Origin of the sequence: uncultured Campylobacter sp. (assembly GCF_938018035.1) — a bacterium.
GTDB lineage: Bacteria > Campylobacterota > Campylobacteria > Campylobacterales > Campylobacteraceae > Campylobacter_B.
Genome location: NZ_CALIJF010000370.1, coordinates 1 through 16,855, shown reverse-complemented (window position 1 = coordinate 16,855; position 16,855 = coordinate 1). Strand labels below are relative to the sequence as shown.

The following is a 16,855-nucleotide window of genomic DNA, read 5'->3' as shown; positions in this document are numbered from 1 at the left end:
ATTCTCGTTCCTGCTTTTTGCGCCATCGGACTCCGCATTTTTTGCATTGTTTGAGCCATTTGAGCTTGCGTTTTTTGTATCTGTATTTTTTACGGCGGCGCGGTAAAATTCGCCCGTATCCGAAATTTCCGCGTTTAACGTAGCTTCTCTACTTATTTCATATTCATTTGCTTCGCTAGTCTTTGTATTGTCCGCACTATTTCTAGCTGCAAAAATTGCATTATTCGCTACTACCTCTTCAAGGCGTAGATCGGCTAAATTTAGATACAAAATTTCATCTTTTTTAAGCTCTGAAATTTCATTTTTCAGCATGGCGCTTTTGCCGGAATTTAATACTCCATAGATTATGGTTTTGGGAGAGTTTATACCTCTTTTGCGCGGGATAAAGCCCGCAAATTCCGGTGGATTTTCGTAAAAAAATTTTAGATCATTCATGGCGAGTATTTTAAAATTTTCCTTATTAAAAGGAAATAAATCTGAAAAATCCTATGAAATTTTTATATCTATTTCAAATTTATCTAAAATTTTTGTATTGAAAATTTCCAGCACCCTAAAAATTTTCGAAATTCTATATATTTTTCCTTATTAAAAGGAAATATTTCCATAAAATTTGGCTATTTTCTTGACAAAAAGGGAGCGCTTTTATATAATGTGCGTCTTTTGTTTGAAACAAAGGGTCGCGCGTTGCGACAAGTTCTTTATTAAGGAAAAGTGATGCAAAAAATTAGGTTAAAACTCAAGGCTTATGACCATCGAGTTTTAGATCGCACAGTTTCGGCTATCGTTGAAGCCGTAAAAAGAACAGGTGCGGACGTCAGAGGTCCCGTGCCGATGCCTACGAAGATTAAACGCTACACCGTTTTAAGATCTCCGCACGTAAATAAAGACTCCAGAGAGCAGTTTGAGATGAAAATTCACGCTCGTATGCTAGACATCGTAGCGGCTACGCCAGATACGGTTGATTCGCTAACTAAGCTTGATTTGGCTCCGGAAGTCAACGTCGAAGTTCACGCGATGGGCAAATAAGGGGTAAAACAATGGAATATATTGTAGAAAAAATAGGTATGAGTAGGACGATCGACACGAGCAGCACGCCCGTGACGCTTTTACGACTTATCAATACCAAAATTTGCGAAGTTTGCGATGAGAAAAAAGCTATCGTAGCCTACGCAGACGGCAAGGCATATAACAAAGCTATAGTCGGCATTCAAAAGAAATATAGCCTAAGCAAGGAATTTAATAAATTTGCGACTCTAAGCTTAGAAAATGCCGAGCTTGGCGATCAAGATTTAGATGTTTTGAGCGGAGCGAAGATCGTAAAAGTAAGCTTCAGATCCAAGGGCAAGGGCTATCAGGGCGTCATTAAGCGCCATGGCTTTGCGGGCGGTCCTGCAGCGCACGGCAGCCGCTTTCACCGAAGACCGGGCTCGATCGGCAACTGCGAGTGGCCAGGTCGCGTTCAGCCCGGTATGAGGATGGCGGGACACACTGGAAACGAAACGATCACTGCCAAAAACGAAGTCGTAAGCTTTGATGCCGAGAATAAAATTTTGGTGCTTAAAGGCTCGGTTCCTGGATTTAACGGCGCAATGGGCAGAATAAGGATAGTAAAATGAGTAAAGTAAGCGTGCTTAACGAAAAACTGGAAAAAGCAAGCGAAATTGAAATCCCTGCGAAATTTTCGGAAGTCAATTCGCACAATCTATATTTGTACGTCAAATCTTACCTTGCTTCGCTTCGCGCAAATACGGCTAACGCTAAAACTCGCGCCGAGGTTAGCGGCGGCGGTAAAAAGCCATGGCGACAAAAGGACCGCGGCGGTGCACGTGCGGGCTCAACTAGAACCAATGTCTGGGTAGGCGGCGCGGTCGCATTCGGTCCGACTAACGAGCGAAATTACGAGCAGAAGGTCAATAAAAAGCAAAAACGCCTTGCGCTGGAATTTGCTATCAATGAGAAAGCAAACGAGGGTAAAATTTTTATATTCGACGATTTAGAGCTAAAAAGCGGCAAGACTAAAGATGCGGCAAATTTTATTAAGAAACTGGGTGTTAGAGATGCGCTGATCGTTAAAAACGAGCTAGATGCACAAACTCTTTTGGCTTATAGAAATCTTAAGAATTGCTATGTCGTCGATGCAAGCGAGGTCAATGCTTACCTAATCGCAGTTTACGGCTCGGTCGTATTCGAAAAAGCGGCATTTGAATCAATAGTGAAAGAGGACTAAAATGGCAGATATAACAGATATCAAAACGATCCTTTATACGGAAAAGTCTCTCGGTCTTCAAGAAAACGGCGTGGTCGTTATCCAAACTAGCCCGTCGGTTACGAAAAACGGACTAAAGAGCGTTTTAAAGAACTATTTCGGGATCACTCCGCTAAAGATAAATTCTTTAAGACAGGACGGCAAAGTAAAAAGATTTAGAGGTAAAATGGGCGCTAGAAACGATGTGAAAAAATTCTACGTCAAACTACCTGAGGGCGCAAGCTTAGAAAGCGTGGAGGCGTAAAATGGCGATTAAAACTTATAAACCGTATACTCCAAGTAGAAGATTTATGACTGGTCTTAGCAGCGAGGATATCACTGCAAAAGCTAGCGTTAGAGGCTTGCTTGTTAAAATTCCTGCCGCAGCCGGAAGGAACAATAACGGTCGCATTACCAGTCGCCATAAACAAGCCGGAGCCGCTAAACTTTATAGAATTATCGATTTTAAGCGAAATAAATTCGGCGTTGCCGGCAAGGTCGAGGCGATCGAATACGATCCGAATCGCAACTGCCGTATCGCGCTGATCTCATACGCAGACGGCGAGAAGCGCTACATCATCAAGCCTAACGATCTTAATGTGGGCGACGTAGTAGCTGCTGCCGAGGGCGGATTAGATATTAAACCCGGCAACGCGATGAAGATGAAAAACATCCCTGTGGGAACTATTCTGCATAATATCGAGTTAAAGCCAGGCAAAGGTGCTCAAATGGCACGTAGCGCCGGAGGCTATGCTCAGCTTATGGGTAAAGAGGAAAAATACGTCATTCTACGTCTGCCTAGCGGTGAGATGAGAAGAGTGCTCGCAGAGTGTATGGCCAGTATCGGCGTAGTGGGTAACGAAGAGTGGGCAAACGTCGTCATCGGTAAAGCCGGACGTAACCGCCACAGAGGTATCCGTCCTCAAACCAGAGGTTCTGCAATGAACCCGGTCGATCACCCGCACGGCGGTGGCGAGGGTAAGAAAAATTCCGGCCGCCATCCAGTAACTCCGTGGGGCAAACCGACGAAGGGCTATAAAACTCGCCATAAAAAAGCGAGCGATAAGCTTATAATTTCAAGAAGGAAAGGAAAATAAAAATGGCTAGATCGCTAAAAAAAGGTCCTTTCGTAGATGATCACGTAATGAAAAAAGTCGTTGCGGCAAAGAAAGCCGGCGATAACAAACCGATCAAGACTTGGTCGAGACGAAGCACGATCGTGCCTGAGATGATCGGACTTACGTTTAACGTTCATAACGGAAAGAATTTTATCCCGGTTTACGTCACCGAGCATCATATCGGTTATAAATTAGGCGAGTTCGCTCCTACGCGCACTTTCAAGGGCCACAAAGGCTCCGTGCAGAAAAAGATCGGCAAGTAAGGATAGAATATGAGTAAATCAACTATTAAATTTGTTCGCCTTTCGCCGACAAAAGCAAGACTTATCGCGAAGCAAATTCAAGGCATGAATGCGGAATTTGCCCTTGCTACTTTGGAATTTACGCCTAATCGCGGCGCGAAATATATCGCTACGGCGATTTCAAGCGCGGTCGCAAACGGCGGCTTTGAGCCTGAAGAGGTCGTAGTTACCAGCTGCCGAGTGGATGCGGGTCCGGTACTTAAGAGATTTCGTCCGCGCGCCAGAGGTACGGCTAGCCGTATCCGCAAACCTACTTCGCACATCATCGTCGAAGTAGCAAAACCAAGTAAGAAGGAAGCGTAAATGGGACAGAAAGTAAATCCGATCGGATTAAGATTAGGAATTAATCGAAATTGGGAGTCTAGATGGTTTCCTTCTAAAGCGACGCTTTCCGAGAGTATCGGCGAGGATTACAAGATCCGCAAATTTTTAAAAGCTAAGCTTTATTATGCGGGAATTAGCCAAATTCTTATCGAAAGAACGGCTAAGAAAATTCGCGTAACGATCGTAGCCGCAAGACCGGGTATCATCATCGGCAAAAAAGGCGGCGAGGTTGAAAATTTAAGAAGCGAAGTCGTTAAGCTAGTCAATAAAGACATAGCCATCAATATCAAAGAGGAGCGCAAAGTAGGCTCAAACGCACTTTTGGCTGCGGAAAACGTAGCTATGCAGCTAGAGCGCCGCGTTGCATTCCGCCGCGCTATGAAAAAGGTCATCCAAGGCGCTCAAAAAGCGGGCGCAAAGGGAATTAAAATTTGCGTCGCAGGTCGCTTGGGCGGTGCGGAGATGGCTAGAACCGAATGGTATTTGGAGGGACGCGTTCCGCTTCATACTCTAAGGGCTAGGATCGATTACGGCTTTGCCGAAGCGCATACGACCTACGGTAATATCGGCATTAAAGTTTGGATCTTTAAGGGTGAAATTTTACAAAAAGGCATTCAGGCTGAAAAGACCGACGATGCGCCTAAAAAAACACGCAGACCAAGAAGAGGTAAATAGTTATGTTGATGCCAAAAAGAACAAAATACCGCAAGATGATGAAAGGTCGCAATCGCGGCTATGCGACGAGAGGAAATTCCTTGACGTTCGGCGATTTCGGTATCAAAGCGGTAGAGGCGGGTAGGGTAAATTCTCGCCAGATCGAAGCGGCTCGTGTCGCGATGACGCGCTTCGTAAATCGTCAAGCTAAAATTTGGATTAAGGTATTCCCAGACAAGCCGCTTACCAAAAAGCCTCTACAAACTCGTATGGGTAAAGGTAAGAGCGGCGTAGAAGAGTGGGTAATGAATATAAAACCGGGCAGGATCATTTTCGAGATGACCGGCGTTAGCGAAGAGGTTGCTAAAGAGGCGCTTATGCTTTCGATTCATAAACTACCTTTTAAAACGAAAATCGTAAGTAGGGAAAGCGAAAATGAAATATACTGATTTGAAAGATAAAGATTTGGCTGAGCTAAATTCTATGTTGAAACAAAGTAAGTTGCTTTTATTTACGGCTAGACAAAAGCTAAAAACTATGCAGCTAAGCAATCCTAACGAGATTCGCGCTATCAAAAAAGATATCGCTAGAATCAACACCGCTATTAAAGCGAAATAAGGATAGGTTATGGCATTTAAAAGAGAAATTCAAGGCGTAGTCGTAAAGAAGGCGGGCGATAAAACAGCTACCGTTTTGGTAGAGCGAAGGGTTATGCACCCTAGATATAGAAAGATCGTAAAAAGATTTAAAAAATATCTGATCCACGATGAGAACAACGTCGTAAAGATCGGCGATACCATATCTGCGATCGAGTGCAGACCGCTAAGCGCTAGAAAATCGTTTCGCTTAAAAGCGGTTTTGAAAACAGGAGTTGAATAATGATACAGAGTTTTACCAGACTTGCGGTAGCTGATAATAGCGGCGCAAAAGAACTTATGTGTATTAAAGTTTTGGGCGGCAGCAAAAGAAGATACGCCACAATCGGCGATATTATCGTTTGCTCTGTAAAAAAAGCGCTCCCTAACGGCAAGATTAAGCGCGGTCAAGTAGTAAAAGCCGTAGTCGTTCGTACGACTAAAGAGTTGCACAGAGGCAACGGCTCGCTAATTAGATTCGACGAGAACGCAGCCGTTATTTTGGATTCAAAAAAAGAGCCGATCGGCACTCGTATTTTCGGTCCTATCGGTAGAGAGGTCAGATACGGCGGTTTTATGAAGATCGTTTCGCTGGCTCCGGAGGTTTTATAATGGCAGTAAAATTTAAGATTAAAAAGGGCGATCAAGTAAAGATCATCGCAGGTGACGATAAGGGTAAAACAGGCACCGTTAAGGCAGTGTTTCCTAAAAAAGCTCAAGTTATCGTCGAGGGTTGTAAAATGGCTAAAAAGGCTATCAAACCAACCGAGCAAAATCCGCAAGGCGGCTTTACAAGCAAAGAGATGCCTATGGATATTTCAAACGTTGCGTTGGTAGAGGGTTGATTATGAGCAGACTAAAAGATAAATACGCTAATTCCATCAGAGCTGCTTTGCAGAAAGAATTTGATATAAAAAATCCTATGCTTATCCCGGCGCTTGAAAAGATCGTTATCAGCGTAGGAACTGGCGAATCGAGCAAAGATCAAAAAGTGCTTCAAAATATGGCCGATACTATCTCGCTGATCGCAGGCCAAAAAGCGCTTATCGTCAATGCAAAAAAATCGGTTGCAGGCTTTAAAGTGCGCGAAGGTTTCCCGGTAGGCATAATGGTTACGTTACGAAAGGAGCAGATGTTTGCCTTCCTAGACAAACTGATCTCTATCGCGCTTCCTAGAGTTAAGGATTTCCGAGGACTACCTAGAGCGGGTTTTGACGGACGCGGCAATTACAACTTCGGCTTACAAGAGCAGCTGATGTTCCCTGAGGTCGAATACGATCAAATTTTAAGAACTCACGGTATGAATATAACCGTCGTAACGACTACAAATAACGATAAAGAGGCATTTAAATTGCTAGAGCTATTCGGCATGCCTTTTGCAAAAGGAAAATGATATGGCAAAAAAATCAATGGTAGCCAAGGCGAAACGCCCCGCTAAATTTAGCACTCGCGCATATACCAGATGTCAAATTTGCGGTCGTCCGCACTCCGTTTATAAGGATTTTGGAATTTGTCGCGTTTGCCTTCGCAAGATGGCAAACGAGGGCTTGATCCCTGGTCTAAAAAAAGCAAGCTGGTAAGGAGAAGAGATGATTAACGATCTTATTTCAGATGGACTAACTCGCATCAGAAATGCTGCGATGCGAAGGCTAGATACGACTAAGCTTTTTCACTCAAACGTCGTTGAGGCTATGCTTAAAATTTTAGCCGAGAAGGGCTATATCGAGAGCTACAACGTAGTAGAGGAAAACAATAAAAAGATCATCAACGTAGTGCTTAAATACGACGAAAAGGGCAGGAGCGTGATAAACGAAGTTAAAAGAATTTCGACTCCGGGTCGCCGCGTATATCAAGGCAAAGACGAGATCAAGCGCTTCAAAAACGGCTACGGAACCGTCGTCGTTAGCACAAGCAAAGGCGTTATGAGCGGTATCGACGCACACAAAGCCGGCGTCGGCGGCGAAGTGCTTTGCACGATCTGGTAAGAAGTTTCTACTTTTTATGGCATTGTGGTATCCATTCGTAAAAGTAGACATACCCTAGACAAATAAAAAGGAAAATTATGTCAAGAATTGGTAAAAAACCGATCTCTATCCCGAGCGGAGTTGAGGTCAAGATTGACGGCTCGTCGTTAAAATTTAAAAAATCGAATAACGAAAAAGAGCTTGATTTAAAAGGTCATGTCGATGTAAAAATCGAAGACGGAAAGATAGAATTCTCACCTAAGGGCGAGGATAGACAGAGCAGGGCGTATTGGGGAACATACCGCGCTTTAGCTAACAATATCGTCCTTGGTCTTACCGAGGGCTTTTCAAAACAGCTTGAAATCAACGGCGTCGGCTATAGAGCCGCGATGAAGGGCAAAGTACTTGAGCTAAATTTGGGCTTTTCGCATCCGATAAATTTTGAATCTCCAAAAGGAATCGAAATTTCCGTAGATAAAAACGTCGTAACCATCAAAGGCGACGACAAGCAGCAAGTAGGTCAAGTAGCAGCCGAGATTAGAGGATTCAGACCGCCTGAGCCGTATAAGGGTAAAGGCATCAAGTATCTTGAAGAGCATATCATCCGCAAAGCCGGAAAAACAGCTAAGAAATAAGGGTTGAGAAATGACACAGAACGTATTAAAAAGAAAGATCTCTTTACGAATCAAGAGAAAAAGAAGAATTCGCGCTAAAATTTCAGGCGTCGCATCTTGCCCTAGAATTTCTATTTTTAAATCCAATAGGACAGTTTACGCTCAGGCTATCGACGACGCAGCGAGCGCGACTTTGTGCGCCAGCAGCGGTAAGGTTTTAAATTTAAAGGCAAACAAAGAGGGCGCGGCTAGCTTAGCTAAAGATTTAGCCTCCAAGCTAAAAGATAAAGGCATTTCTGAAGCGATTTTCGATCGCAATGGCTATTTGTATCACGGCGTAATCGCAAGCTTTGCCGAGTCGCTACGCCAAAACGGCATCAAACTATAACCCAAAGGAATGATTGTGGAAAAGTATAATAGAGAAGAATTCGAAGAGGTAATCGTCAATATCGGTAGGGTTACGAAGGTCGTTAAAGGCGGTAGAAGGTTTAGGTTTACGGCTCTTATCGTAGTAGGCAATAGAAACGGCTTGGTAGGCTTTGGCTTTGGTAAGTCCAAAGAGGTTCCCGATGCGATTAAAAAAGCGGTAGACGATGCGTTTAAAAATATTATCAAGGTAAATTTAAACGGTTCTACCATCACTCACGATATTGAAGTTAAATACAATGCGAGCAAAATTTTACTTAAGCCGGCGAGCGAAGGTACCGGCGTTATCGCAGGCGGTTCAGTCCGCCCAGTTTTAGAGCTTGCGGGTGTTAAAGATATCCTCACTAAATCGCTAGGTTCGAACAACTCCTCAAATGTCGTAAGAGCTACGATGAAAGCTCTTAGTATGTTAAAACACTAACAAGGATAAAAGATGGGATTAGAAAATCTTAAAAAAGCCCCAGGCTCGACTCACGCTACTAAGCGCTTGGGTCGCGGTCAAGGAAGCGGTCTGGGTAAAACTGCGGGCCGCGGCGGCAAGGGTCAGACCGCACGTACCGGCTCTCATGAAAAAAGAGGCTTCGAGGGCGGTCAGCAGCCGATTCAGCGAAGGCTTCCGAAGGTAGGTTTTACTTCTAAATTTGAAAAGCCTTACGTGATCAATGTCGATAAAATCGAAGCTATCAAAGATCTTAGCGAGATTACGATCGAAAGCATCAAATCCGTTCATAAAATTTCAAATTCCGTTAAAAAGATCAAGCTGATCGGCGTAGGCGCAAAAGCGCTCGCTAGCAAGATCAAAGACGAGAATGTAAAGTCTAGCGGACAAAAATAATGAATAAATCGCTACGCAACAAAATTCTCATTACTTTGGGCTTTCTTTTTGCCTATAGGTTGCTAGCTTACGTGCCGGTTCCGGGAGTGGACGTTGAGGTTATAAAGCAATTTTTTCAAAACAATAGCAACAACGCTTTTGGAATGTTTAATATGTTTAGCGGTAACGCGGCGGAGCGATTCAGCGTTATCTCGCTAGGCATTATGCCTTATATTACCGCTTCGATCATTATGGAGCTGCTTGCCGCAACCTTTCCAAATTTAGGCAAACTCAAAAAAGAGCGCGACGGTATGCAGAAATATATGCAGATCATCCGATATGCTACAATCGCAATCGCTATGGTTCAATCCATCGGCGTTAGCATCGGCTTGCAGGGCATCCACGGACAGACCGGAGCGCCTGCGATAATGGCTGAAAATACCAACGAGTTTGTTTTTATCTCGTGCATTTCGATGCTGGCAGGCACCATGCTTTTGATGTGGATCGGAGAGCAGATCACGCAGCGCGGAGTCGGTAACGGCACCAGCCTTATTATCTTTGCAGGTATCGTAAGCGCCATCCCTAGAGCGATCGGAAGTACCGTAAATTTAGTAAATACCGGCGAAATGAACGTTTTAAAGCTAATCGCGATCGTGCTAATTATCCTGGCTACTATCGGGGCAATTTTATATGTGGAGCTAGGTGAACGCAGAATTCCGGTATCGTTTTCGCGCAAGGTACTGATGGCGAATCAAAACAAGCGCATTATGAACTACGTGCCGATCAAGCTAAATTTAAGCGGCGTCATTCCGCCTATTTTTGCAAGCGCGATTTTGACGTTTCCGACCACTATTTTGCAGGCAAGCACCAATCCGATCATCCAAAAGATCCACGATTTCCTAAGCCCTAGCAACTACTTTTTCAATTTCCTAACTTTTGTTTTGGTCGTGTTTTTTGCGTATTTTTACGCATCGATCGCGTTTAATTCAAAAGATATAAGCGAAAATTTAAAGAAGCAGGGCGGATTTATCCCGGGCATTCGTCCGGGCGAGGGAACGGCGAGCTTTTTAAATGAAGTTGCTAGCCGCCTTACATTTTGGGGCTCGATCTATCTCGGGCTCGTGACCGTCATCCCATGGCTACTCGTTAAATTTATGGGCGTGCCGTTTTATTTCGGCGGCACCAGCGTGCTGATCGTCGTCTCCGTCGCTCTTGATACGATGAGACGCATAGAAGCGCAGATCTATATGAACAAATATCAGACCCTAAGCGCGGTCGGGCTATAAATGGCAATTTTGCTTAAAACAAAAAAAGATTTAGAAGGGCTGCGTGCGGCGAACAGGATCGTCGCGCAAGCCCTTGATTATGCAGCTTCATTCATAAAACCGGGTCTTAGTCTGCTCGAAGTCGATAAGAAGATCGACGATTTCATCACATCCAAGGGTGCGTACCCGGCTTTTAAAGGGCTATACGGCTTTCCGAACGCCGCTTGCCTCTCGTTAAACGAAGTCATCATCCACGGCATCCCAGACGAAACGATCTTGCAGGAGGGCGATATCTTAGGCGTCGATTTGGGCTCGAAGCTAAACGGATATTTCGGCGACAGCGCACGCACTCTGCCTGTCGGTAAAATTTCAAAAGCCGACGAGGAGCTCATCGCATGCAGCAAGGATACGCTGGAGTTTGCCATCAAAACGATCAGGGTAGGGATGCACTTCAAAGAGCTAAGCTTCGAGATCGAGAAATTTATCCGCGCGCGTGGCTTCGTGCCGCTATACGGCTTCTGCGGCCACGGCATCGGCAAGCACCCGCACGAAGAGCCTGAGATCCCAAACTATCTAGAAGGTAACAATCCAAAATCAGGCCCTAAAATCAAAAACGGCATGGTCTTTTGCATCGAGCCGATGATCTGCCAAAAGGACGGCACTCCTGTCATCGCCGAGGATAAGTGGAGCACGAGAAGCAAGGACGGACTTCGCACTAGCCACTACGAGCATTGCATGGCGGTTTTCGATGATAAGGTCGAAGTCCTAAGCGTCGCGTAGATTTCGCACAAAAGGCGACTTGGGCTAGTTAAAATTTTACACTTTTGCCAAGGTGAAATTCCGCCCGCGATTAGCTTTCGACAATTTTACATCGCTCGCGTCTTGGAATTTTACCTCAGCCGCTTCACGCATAAATTTTATCCGAAAGAAACCTATCGCACTAGAAATTTTAAAATCTATCGCGACGGTTTGCGGTCTAGCCGCAAAATTTTAAAAAATATCGCGTCGCAGTCGCTTCATCTGCTCTAGCCTCGTAGCCGGCTTTATGAGGTATGCAAGCATTGTAAAACGCGCCATTTGCCGCGCATCTTATTAAAATTTTTGCCCGCGACAATATTGCTTCGAAATTTGAATTAGCTAAATTTTTTGAAATTACGTTTTAATAATTTTATCCCGGAGCTTCTGTCTCATAACCTCACTCATAAATCCGCTTTACATAGAATTTCGCCTCAAAATTCCGCCATCCAATCTCAAACTCCCCGTATCTTTAAAATTTAGCCGTAAAATTTAAAGCGTAAAGGTGCGCAAGTAAGCAAGCTCAAAGCTTTAAGTGGCTAAGATTGCGCCTTGATTTTAAAGCGAAAACATGTCGCGCTACGCAGAGTGCGCGTCGTCGCGTCTCTTCGTACAAGGCAGGAAATATAAAATGAGAGAAAAATTTTATGTAGCGCTAGCAAATATAGGCGGACTTATGGCGCGGACGAAAGCGGGTAGGCTTATAGCGTGCTTGCTTATGAAAATTGACCGCGGCTTTTTTGTCGCACTGCGCGAACGTCCCGTATGGAGGGTATTTTGGCTTAGCACGGCGCTATGCTTGCTTGCGTGCTGGGCTAAGATACATTATCAGATCAATGGGTATCATTTTTCGCATGTATTTAAAGGCTTTTCTGCGGTGCTCATCACAAATTTACTCATCTTTCACCTCTGCTATCTGCTTAGCGGCCGATTTTTTAAGCTCGTTTCGTTCGTGTTACTAGCGCTAATTGCGCTGATTGCGAGCGTGGCTTTATTTTTGATCGTAAATTTCGACTCAAGCTTCAACGTTGTGGCGATCGACGCGCTTGTGCATACCGATGCAACAGAGACGCGCGAATTCGTTTTGCAGTTTCTTAACCCCGCAACGATTTTATATCTAGTGGTGCTGCTTGGCTGCATCTTTGCGGCGCTAAGAGCAGGGCAGAGAGATGAGAAGCAAACGCATAGCGGTCTAAGATTGCTGTTAGCGGCGATTTATCTCATTTACGGAACAATCTTTTGCGCGGATATCGCCGTCAAAGCTTCCCAAGGCAAGCAGGGCTATATAACCAAGCTATCGCAATATGTCCCGCTGGAGTTTGCCTTTACGATAAAAGACTATCTGAGCGATAAAAATTTCATCACCGATATGCGCGAAGTGCAGCTTGGATATGACGAGGCCAAGCGCGCGAACGAAAGCGTTTTAAAAGGCAGCGCAAATTCAGATCCGCAAGGCGTCGCCTCGGGCTCCGCGTCTGAAAATTCCACGCCCGCATCAAGCGCACAGGCGCAAAATTACGGCGCAAATTTAAATTCTACGCTCGCCCCAGGCGCTGAGCCGCAGAGTTGGGGCGAGACTTTAAATTCTGCGCCGCAAAGCCCCAGCGTGATTTCAAATTCTAAAAACCCTGAGGCCGCTACAAACCCCGCCTTGCAAAAGTCTCGCGTCAAAAATATCATCCTAATAATCGGTGAGAGCTTGCAGCGCGGGCATATGTCGCTCTACGGCTACGGTGTTAAAAATACGCCGCTTTTAGAGAAGCTCGAAGCGAGCGGTAATTTGATAAAATTTAGCGATACAATCTCGCCTTACGGTACGACTAATCAGGTGCTGATGCGGCTTTTAAATTTCAGCGATTACGAAAGCGAGCGCAAAAAGGCGTGGTTTTGCAACCTTAGCATTATCGATATGTTTAAGCTAAGCGGCTACCGCACCTTTTGGATCAGCAATCAAGAGGCTTTCGGCGCACATGCGTTAAGCGCTAAAAGCGCTGCCGATCGCGCGGACGCGGAATCCTTCCTCTCAAAGAGCAATCTTTACGAAACCGTCCGCATCAAGCCTGATGGAGTGCTGCTTCCACTCATAAATCAGGCGAAAGCGGGGCAGGGCGAGCGAAATTTCTACGTGATCCATCTCATCGGCAGCCATATGGATTACAGCCTGCGCTATCCCGAGGGATTTGGCAAGTTTAGCGCGGCGGACGTAAAGGCAAAACTTACTTCCAAGCAGAAAGATGTCGTCGCGTATTACGACAACAGCGTGCTTTACAACGATTTTGTCATAAATGAAATTTTTAAAATTTTTTCGGGTGATGACAGCCTCATCGTCTATCTTAGCGATCACGGCGAAAATTTATACGAAAACGGACGCCTTGGGCACGGCATGGAAAGCCGCTTTACTTACGAAATTCCGCTGCTTTTTATAGCCTCGCGCGAGTTTTTGAGCGATCATGCTAAGCTGTGGCAGAGGCTAGCTGCGGCGAAAGATAAGCCTTTTATGAGCGATGATTTGGCGCATTTGCTAGCAGATATCATCGGTGTCGCGCCACTTGAGTTTGACGAGCACAAAAGCCCGATACGAGCGGATTTTAATGCTTCACGCAAGCGAATTGCTAACGGAGTCGATTATGACGAGAAATTAAAAAGCGCGAAGGGCTACGAGTTCGAGTAACAGATGAGTTTTGCTTTTATGCCGTTACATGCTGCAAAAATAGGAATTAGTATGTCCTGCTTTTTGATTAGTTCATCAAATTCAGATTAAATTCGCGCCACTTCAACGGCTATGCTGATAAAAAGGCGCGCAACGCTTATTAAATTTGAGATCAAATTTATGGCACCGCGGTTAGCTTTCCTTCTTTACCTCATCCATATACGAGTAAATCGTGACTTTCTGCGTCCTAAGCGCCTTTGCGACGAGCTCTACGGCGCCTTTTACCTCAAAAATCCCTTTTTGCGCGAGGAATTTTACGATGCGCTTTCGATCCTCTTTCTTCATCCCCTCCACATCCAGATCGTGCGTAGCCGATGCGATCAGGTCTTGGACGATGTCAAGGATATTTTGCTGCGAATCGTTAGAGCTTTGTGTTTCTAAATTTACGCCGTCATTGAAGCTCGCCCCGTCTAATGCCGCGCTATTGCAGCTTCCGTCGATAAAATTTGCGCCTTGCGGCTGCTTGCTATCGAGCTTTGCATTCGGCAGAAGATTTTTTATTGCTCTGTATGCCGCCATGGCGCTTGAAGTATCGATATTTACGCATAGCGCGCCTACTACTTTGCCGTCTGCGCCGCGGATTAGCGAAGTTGAGGAGCGTATGAGCTTGCCGTTTTGCGCGGTGAAGTAGTAGTTTGCGGTGCAGTCGTTTTCAAAATTTTTGCTTAGTAACACGTCCTTTACCAGATGATCGAAGCTTTGGCCGATCCTCCTGCCCGTTACGTCGCCAAGGACAAAAACGACAGAGTTTTGCGGCGTGCTCATATCATGGATTACCACCTCGCAATCACCGATCGTATTTTTAATAAGGTGTGCAGTCGGTATAAAGGTCTGCAGAAGTTGGTTCAATTCGAGCTCCTGAAATTTCATATAAAAAAATCTATAAATTTAGATTAAATTTTAAAATTTTTGCAAATTTATAGAAATACTTATATATTTTTAATAAATTTAGAGTAAAATTATATAAAATTTTATATGCAAAGGAGCTTAAATGAAAGAAATTTATCCAAGCGGTTTCGCGCCGAAAAAGGCGCATTATGCGCCGGGCATCCTAGATGACGACGGTACGCTCTACGTCTCGGGGCAGTTAAGCGTGGATCCGCGCACGGGAGCCGCTCCAGAGGGTCTTGCTGCGCAGACCGCGCAGGCTCTAAGCAACGTCGCGGCAGTGCTGGCCGCCGCGGGCGCGGATAAAAACGACGTGCGGATGTGCCGCGTCTATACGCCGGGCGTCGCGAACTGGGACGTGATCGACGAGCAGTATGCGCTGTTTTTCGGCGCGCACAAGCCTGCTCGCGTCGTGGTGCCGACTACGGCTCTACACTTCGGCTGCCTCGTAGAGATCGAGGCCGTCGCAAAAATCAAAGAGAAAAAATAGGAGCGAAAATGAGCGATTCCATCTGTACTGGTTGCGGCAAGCACGCGTCCATCGATACTTTGAGCTATAAATGCGACTGCGGCGGGCTGTATAAACTAAACTCCGATGCGCCTAAATTTAACCCCGCGCTCGTAGATCAAAGCGAGTTTAGCATCTTTAGATACCGCAGGTTTATGGGCATCGATACGGCTAAATTTAGAGAAATTTCGATGGGCGAGGGGCTCACGGCGAGCGTAAAATTTGGCGAAAATCTCTATCTTAAGCTCGATTACGCGATGCCTACGCTTTCGTTTAAAGACCGCGGTGCAGCAGTTTTGGTGCTGCATGCCAAAAATATCGGCGTGAAAAAGGTGCTACAAGACTCCAGCGGCAACGCAGGCAACGCCGTGGCGGCGTACTGCGCTCGCGCGGGCATCGAGTGCGAAATTTACGTCCCGAAGGGCACGTCGCCTAAAAAGATCGATATGATCAAAAGCCACGGCGCGCACGTCACGGTCTTTGACGGCAGCCGCGACGAGACGGCGGACGCGTGCCGCAAAAAGGCCGCGCAGGAGCAGATATATTACGCCAATCACGTTTATAATCCGATCTTTTACGAGGGCACGAAGAGCTACATTTATGAGATCTACGAGCAGCTGCGCAGGGTGCCGCGCAATATCTTCATCCCCGTGGGCAACGGCACGCTGCTGCTGGGCGCTCAAGCGGCGCTAGGCGAGCTATATGAGGGCGGCTTTATCGAGGCGCTGCCAAAAATTTTCATCGTTCAGGGCGAGCGTTGCGCTCCGCTTTTTGACGCTAAAGGCGCGGCGCGCGAGATTAAGCCGCAGCCGACGCTAGCGGAGGGTATCGCGATCGCAAGACCGATGCGCGCGGGCGAAATTCTTGGCTCTAGCTACGCTGGCGAGCGCGAGGTGATCTTGGCGAGCGAGAGCGATATACTGCCTGCCAGAGCGGCGCTTGCGCGCGGCGGATTTTACGTCGAGCACACGACCGCAGCTACCTATGCTGCGTATCTGCGCTACAAAGAAAGCCATGATCTGCAAGGAGATAGCATCATTCCGCTTTGCGGCGCGGGGCTAAAGAGCGATCATTAAATTTAAGCGCCAGACGGATTTGCGCGGCTGGCTAGCGGCGAGGAATTTAAAATTTTCGCTGCTTTAAATTTAGCGGATTTACGAGCCAATGTTTTAGCGAGATGTTTAAAATTTATGACGCGTAGGCTTTTTAAATTTAAATTTACATAGAAGCGCGGGAACGCCTTTCGTTTGCGGTATGATACGGCGTGTTTTGTGGAGACTTTGCTGCTAGCTGGATTTATAAAATTCTATTTGCCGCTAGCTAGGCGGGCGCCATTTAAATTTGAAATTACGGTTAAAATTTTATAAAAATAAGCTCACAAGGCGCAGCGCTATCCGCCCGTTTTGTTTATAAATTTATCGCTCTTGACTAGCAACCTTCTACGCAGAGGATCAAATTTGCGCGGTTATTTAGAGGTTTCTTTAGCAATGCGTGTAAATTTAAGTACAAATTCGCTTTTTGCCGCAGTATAGGCGTCGCGGTCGAACTCGAACCGCTTGTAAAGCTCTAATTTAAGCGCCTCGTACCGCGCGG

At 45.8% G+C, this 16,855-nt stretch carries 26 protein-coding genes and 2 pseudogenes; 25 read left to right on the top strand and 3 right to left on the bottom strand.

The annotated features are described in order from the left end of the window. Positions 1-435, bottom strand: a pseudogene (locus Q0257_RS11235) (hypothetical protein); the annotation flags it as partial. A 279-nt stretch (positions 436-714) separates the two neighbouring features. Between Q0257_RS11235 and rpsJ the strand changes: the two are divergent. The 23 genes and pseudogenes from rpsJ to Q0257_RS11120 all read left to right on the top strand — a co-directional run bounded on the left by rpsJ (position 715) and on the right by Q0257_RS11120 (position 13,827). Then, positions 715-1,026, top strand: coding sequence for a 30S ribosomal protein S10 (rpsJ, locus tag Q0257_RS11230; protein WP_005869011.1), 312 nt, complete (start codon positions 715-717; stop codon positions 1,024-1,026). 11 nt (positions 1,027-1,037) lie between these two features. Next, entirely contained in the window at positions 1,038-1,616 is a 579-nt protein-coding gene (gene rplC / locus Q0257_RS11225) for a 50S ribosomal protein L3 (protein WP_298024850.1), read from the top strand. Continuing rightward, the gene (rplD, locus tag Q0257_RS11220; protein ID WP_298024849.1) at positions 1,613-2,227 is read left to right on the top strand and encodes a 50S ribosomal protein L4; all 615 of its coding nucleotides are present in this window, start codon (positions 1,613-1,615) and stop codon (positions 2,225-2,227) included. The genes rplC and rplD overlap by 4 nt, the downstream gene beginning before the upstream one ends. Position 2,228: 1 nt before the next feature. Next, positions 2,229-2,510 carry a 50S ribosomal protein L23 gene (locus tag Q0257_RS11215; protein WP_177387640.1) on the top strand — a complete coding sequence of 94 codons (282 nt, stop codon included), beginning with the start codon at positions 2,229-2,231 and terminating at the stop codon, positions 2,508-2,510. 1 nt (position 2,511) lies between these two features. Next, entirely contained in the window at positions 2,512-3,342 is an 831-nt protein-coding gene (gene rplB, locus Q0257_RS11210; protein ID WP_297880593.1) for a 50S ribosomal protein L2, read from the top strand. Positions 3,343-3,344: 2 nt separating this feature from the next. Beyond that, a complete protein-coding gene (gene rpsS, locus Q0257_RS11205; RefSeq protein WP_005869002.1) occupies positions 3,345-3,626 on the top strand; it encodes a 30S ribosomal protein S19 in 282 nt (93 codons plus the stop codon). Between the two features lie 9 nt (positions 3,627-3,635). Next, positions 3,636-3,947 (top strand): annotated as a pseudogene (rplV, locus tag Q0257_RS11200) (50S ribosomal protein L22); the annotation flags it as partial. 21 nt (positions 3,948-3,968) lie between these two features. After that, positions 3,969-4,664 carry a 30S ribosomal protein S3 gene (gene rpsC / locus Q0257_RS11195; protein ID WP_005868997.1) on the top strand — a complete coding sequence of 232 codons (696 nt, stop codon included), beginning with the start codon at positions 3,969-3,971 and terminating at the stop codon, positions 4,662-4,664. A gap of 2 nt (positions 4,665-4,666) precedes the next feature. Further along, the gene (gene rplP / locus Q0257_RS11190; RefSeq protein ID WP_005868996.1) at positions 4,667-5,092 is read left to right on the top strand and encodes a 50S ribosomal protein L16; all 426 of its coding nucleotides are present in this window, start codon (positions 4,667-4,669) and stop codon (positions 5,090-5,092) included. Further along, on the top strand, positions 5,079-5,261 hold the full coding sequence (gene rpmC, locus Q0257_RS11185; RefSeq protein ID WP_005868995.1) for a 50S ribosomal protein L29: 183 nt from the start codon (positions 5,079-5,081) through the stop codon (positions 5,259-5,261). The genes rplP and rpmC overlap by 14 nt, the downstream gene beginning before the upstream one ends. Positions 5,262-5,270: 9 nt before the next feature. Next, on the top strand, positions 5,271-5,522 hold the full coding sequence (rpsQ, locus tag Q0257_RS11180) for a 30S ribosomal protein S17 (protein ID WP_005868994.1): 252 nt from the start codon (positions 5,271-5,273) through the stop codon (positions 5,520-5,522). Continuing rightward, on the top strand, positions 5,522-5,890 hold the full coding sequence (rplN, locus tag Q0257_RS11175; protein WP_005868993.1) for a 50S ribosomal protein L14: 369 nt from the start codon (positions 5,522-5,524) through the stop codon (positions 5,888-5,890). The genes rpsQ and rplN overlap by 1 nt, the downstream gene beginning before the upstream one ends. Then, the gene (gene rplX / locus Q0257_RS11170) at positions 5,890-6,123 is read left to right on the top strand and encodes a 50S ribosomal protein L24 (protein ID WP_005868992.1); all 234 of its coding nucleotides are present in this window, start codon (positions 5,890-5,892) and stop codon (positions 6,121-6,123) included. The genes rplN and rplX overlap by 1 nt, the downstream gene beginning before the upstream one ends. A gap of 2 nt (positions 6,124-6,125) precedes the next feature. Then, positions 6,126-6,671 (top strand): 50S ribosomal protein L5, encoded by a 546-nt coding sequence (gene rplE / locus Q0257_RS11165; RefSeq protein WP_297923267.1) that lies wholly within the window; start codon positions 6,126-6,128, stop codon positions 6,669-6,671. Position 6,672: 1 nt separating this feature from the next. Further along, positions 6,673-6,858: a type Z 30S ribosomal protein S14 gene (locus Q0257_RS11160; protein WP_005868990.1), complete on the top strand. Its 186-nt coding sequence runs from the start codon at positions 6,673-6,675 to the stop codon at positions 6,856-6,858. A 9-nt stretch (positions 6,859-6,867) separates the two neighbouring features. Continuing rightward, positions 6,868-7,263, top strand: coding sequence for a 30S ribosomal protein S8 (gene rpsH / locus Q0257_RS11155; RefSeq protein ID WP_005868989.1), 396 nt, complete (start codon positions 6,868-6,870; stop codon positions 7,261-7,263). Positions 7,264-7,340: 77 nt separating this feature from the next. After that, the gene (rplF, locus tag Q0257_RS11150) at positions 7,341-7,877 is read left to right on the top strand and encodes a 50S ribosomal protein L6 (RefSeq protein ID WP_177387630.1); all 537 of its coding nucleotides are present in this window, start codon (positions 7,341-7,343) and stop codon (positions 7,875-7,877) included. A 10-nt stretch (positions 7,878-7,887) separates the two neighbouring features. Continuing rightward, a complete protein-coding gene (rplR, locus tag Q0257_RS11145) occupies positions 7,888-8,244 on the top strand; it encodes a 50S ribosomal protein L18 (protein ID WP_005868987.1) in 357 nt (118 codons plus the stop codon). 15 nt (positions 8,245-8,259) lie between these two features. After that, complete coding sequence (gene rpsE, locus Q0257_RS11140; RefSeq protein WP_005868986.1) at positions 8,260-8,703, top strand: 30S ribosomal protein S5; 444 nt, start codon at positions 8,260-8,262, stop codon at positions 8,701-8,703. 12 nt (positions 8,704-8,715) lie between these two features. Further along, positions 8,716-9,117, top strand: coding sequence for a 50S ribosomal protein L15 (rplO, locus tag Q0257_RS11135; protein WP_005868985.1), 402 nt, complete (start codon positions 8,716-8,718; stop codon positions 9,115-9,117). After that, positions 9,117-10,382 (top strand): preprotein translocase subunit SecY, encoded by a 1,266-nt coding sequence (gene secY / locus Q0257_RS11130; protein ID WP_298024847.1) that lies wholly within the window; start codon positions 9,117-9,119, stop codon positions 10,380-10,382. Before rplO ends, secY begins: the two co-directional genes overlap by 1 nt. Further along, entirely contained in the window at positions 10,383-11,141 is a 759-nt protein-coding gene (map, locus tag Q0257_RS11125; RefSeq protein WP_298024846.1) for a type I methionyl aminopeptidase, read from the top strand. 646 nt (positions 11,142-11,787) lie between these two features. Continuing rightward, on the top strand, positions 11,788-13,827 hold the full coding sequence (locus tag Q0257_RS11120; protein WP_298024844.1) for a sulfatase-like hydrolase/transferase: 2,040 nt from the start codon (positions 11,788-11,790) through the stop codon (positions 13,825-13,827). Between the two features lie 171 nt (positions 13,828-13,998). On the opposite strand, the gene Q0257_RS11115 is transcribed toward Q0257_RS11120, so the two are convergent. After that, positions 13,999-14,715, bottom strand: a complete 717-nt coding sequence (locus Q0257_RS11115) for a PAS domain-containing protein (protein ID WP_298024843.1) — start codon at positions 14,713-14,715, stop codon at positions 13,999-14,001. 142 nt (positions 14,716-14,857) lie between these two features. On the opposite strand from Q0257_RS11115, the gene Q0257_RS11110 reads away from it, so the two are divergent. Together Q0257_RS11110 and Q0257_RS11105 are read left to right on the top strand one after the other, a co-directional pair. Next, positions 14,858-15,244: a RidA family protein gene (locus tag Q0257_RS11110; RefSeq protein WP_298024841.1), complete on the top strand. Its 387-nt coding sequence runs from the start codon at positions 14,858-14,860 to the stop codon at positions 15,242-15,244. An 8-nt stretch (positions 15,245-15,252) separates the two neighbouring features. Continuing rightward, positions 15,253-16,338: a threonine synthase gene (locus tag Q0257_RS11105; RefSeq protein WP_298024840.1), complete on the top strand. Its 1,086-nt coding sequence runs from the start codon at positions 15,253-15,255 to the stop codon at positions 16,336-16,338. Between the two features lie 389 nt (positions 16,339-16,727). On the opposite strand, the gene Q0257_RS13125 is transcribed toward Q0257_RS11105, so the two are convergent. Then, positions 16,728-16,855: GrpB family protein (locus tag Q0257_RS13125; RefSeq protein ID WP_366517514.1), on the bottom strand; the 128-nt coding region annotated here is incomplete at its 5' end.

Excerpts from the sequence above, each read along its gene's own strand:
- rpsJ (WP_005869011.1), top strand. The coding sequence starts at position 715 with ATGCAAAAAATTAGGTTAAAACTCAAGGCTTATGACCATCGAGTTTTA.
- rplC (WP_298024850.1), top strand. The coding sequence starts at position 1,038 with ATGGAATATATTGTAGAAAAAATAGGTATGAGTAGGACGATCGACACG.
- rplD (WP_298024849.1), top strand. The coding sequence starts at position 1,613 with ATGAGTAAAGTAAGCGTGCTTAACGAAAAACTGGAAAAAGCAAGCGAA.
- Q0257_RS11215 (WP_177387640.1), top strand. The coding sequence starts at position 2,229 with ATGGCAGATATAACAGATATCAAAACGATCCTTTATACGGAAAAGTCT.
- rplB (WP_297880593.1), top strand. The coding sequence starts at position 2,512 with ATGGCGATTAAAACTTATAAACCGTATACTCCAAGTAGAAGATTTATG.
- rpsS (WP_005869002.1), top strand. The coding sequence starts at position 3,345 with ATGGCTAGATCGCTAAAAAAAGGTCCTTTCGTAGATGATCACGTAATG.
- rpsC (WP_005868997.1), top strand. The coding sequence starts at position 3,969 with ATGGGACAGAAAGTAAATCCGATCGGATTAAGATTAGGAATTAATCGA.
- rplP (WP_005868996.1), top strand. The coding sequence starts at position 4,667 with ATGTTGATGCCAAAAAGAACAAAATACCGCAAGATGATGAAAGGTCGC.
- rpmC (WP_005868995.1), top strand. The coding sequence starts at position 5,079 with ATGAAATATACTGATTTGAAAGATAAAGATTTGGCTGAGCTAAATTCT.
- rpsQ (WP_005868994.1), top strand. The coding sequence starts at position 5,271 with ATGGCATTTAAAAGAGAAATTCAAGGCGTAGTCGTAAAGAAGGCGGGC.
- rplN (WP_005868993.1), top strand. The coding sequence starts at position 5,522 with ATGATACAGAGTTTTACCAGACTTGCGGTAGCTGATAATAGCGGCGCA.
- rplX (WP_005868992.1), top strand. The coding sequence starts at position 5,890 with ATGGCAGTAAAATTTAAGATTAAAAAGGGCGATCAAGTAAAGATCATC.
- rplE (WP_297923267.1), top strand. The coding sequence starts at position 6,126 with ATGAGCAGACTAAAAGATAAATACGCTAATTCCATCAGAGCTGCTTTG.
- Q0257_RS11160 (WP_005868990.1), top strand. The coding sequence starts at position 6,673 with ATGGCAAAAAAATCAATGGTAGCCAAGGCGAAACGCCCCGCTAAATTT.
- rpsH (WP_005868989.1), top strand. The coding sequence starts at position 6,868 with ATGATTAACGATCTTATTTCAGATGGACTAACTCGCATCAGAAATGCT.
- rplF (WP_177387630.1), top strand. The coding sequence starts at position 7,341 with ATGTCAAGAATTGGTAAAAAACCGATCTCTATCCCGAGCGGAGTTGAG.
- rplR (WP_005868987.1), top strand. The coding sequence starts at position 7,888 with ATGACACAGAACGTATTAAAAAGAAAGATCTCTTTACGAATCAAGAGA.
- rplO (WP_005868985.1), top strand. The coding sequence starts at position 8,716 with ATGGGATTAGAAAATCTTAAAAAAGCCCCAGGCTCGACTCACGCTACT.
- secY (WP_298024847.1), top strand. The coding sequence starts at position 9,117 with ATGAATAAATCGCTACGCAACAAAATTCTCATTACTTTGGGCTTTCTT.
- map (WP_298024846.1), top strand. The coding sequence starts at position 10,383 with ATGGCAATTTTGCTTAAAACAAAAAAAGATTTAGAAGGGCTGCGTGCG.
- Q0257_RS11120 (WP_298024844.1), top strand. The coding sequence starts at position 11,788 with ATGAGAGAAAAATTTTATGTAGCGCTAGCAAATATAGGCGGACTTATG.
- Q0257_RS11110 (WP_298024841.1), top strand. The coding sequence starts at position 14,858 with ATGAAAGAAATTTATCCAAGCGGTTTCGCGCCGAAAAAGGCGCATTAT.
- Q0257_RS11105 (WP_298024840.1), top strand. The coding sequence starts at position 15,253 with ATGAGCGATTCCATCTGTACTGGTTGCGGCAAGCACGCGTCCATCGAT.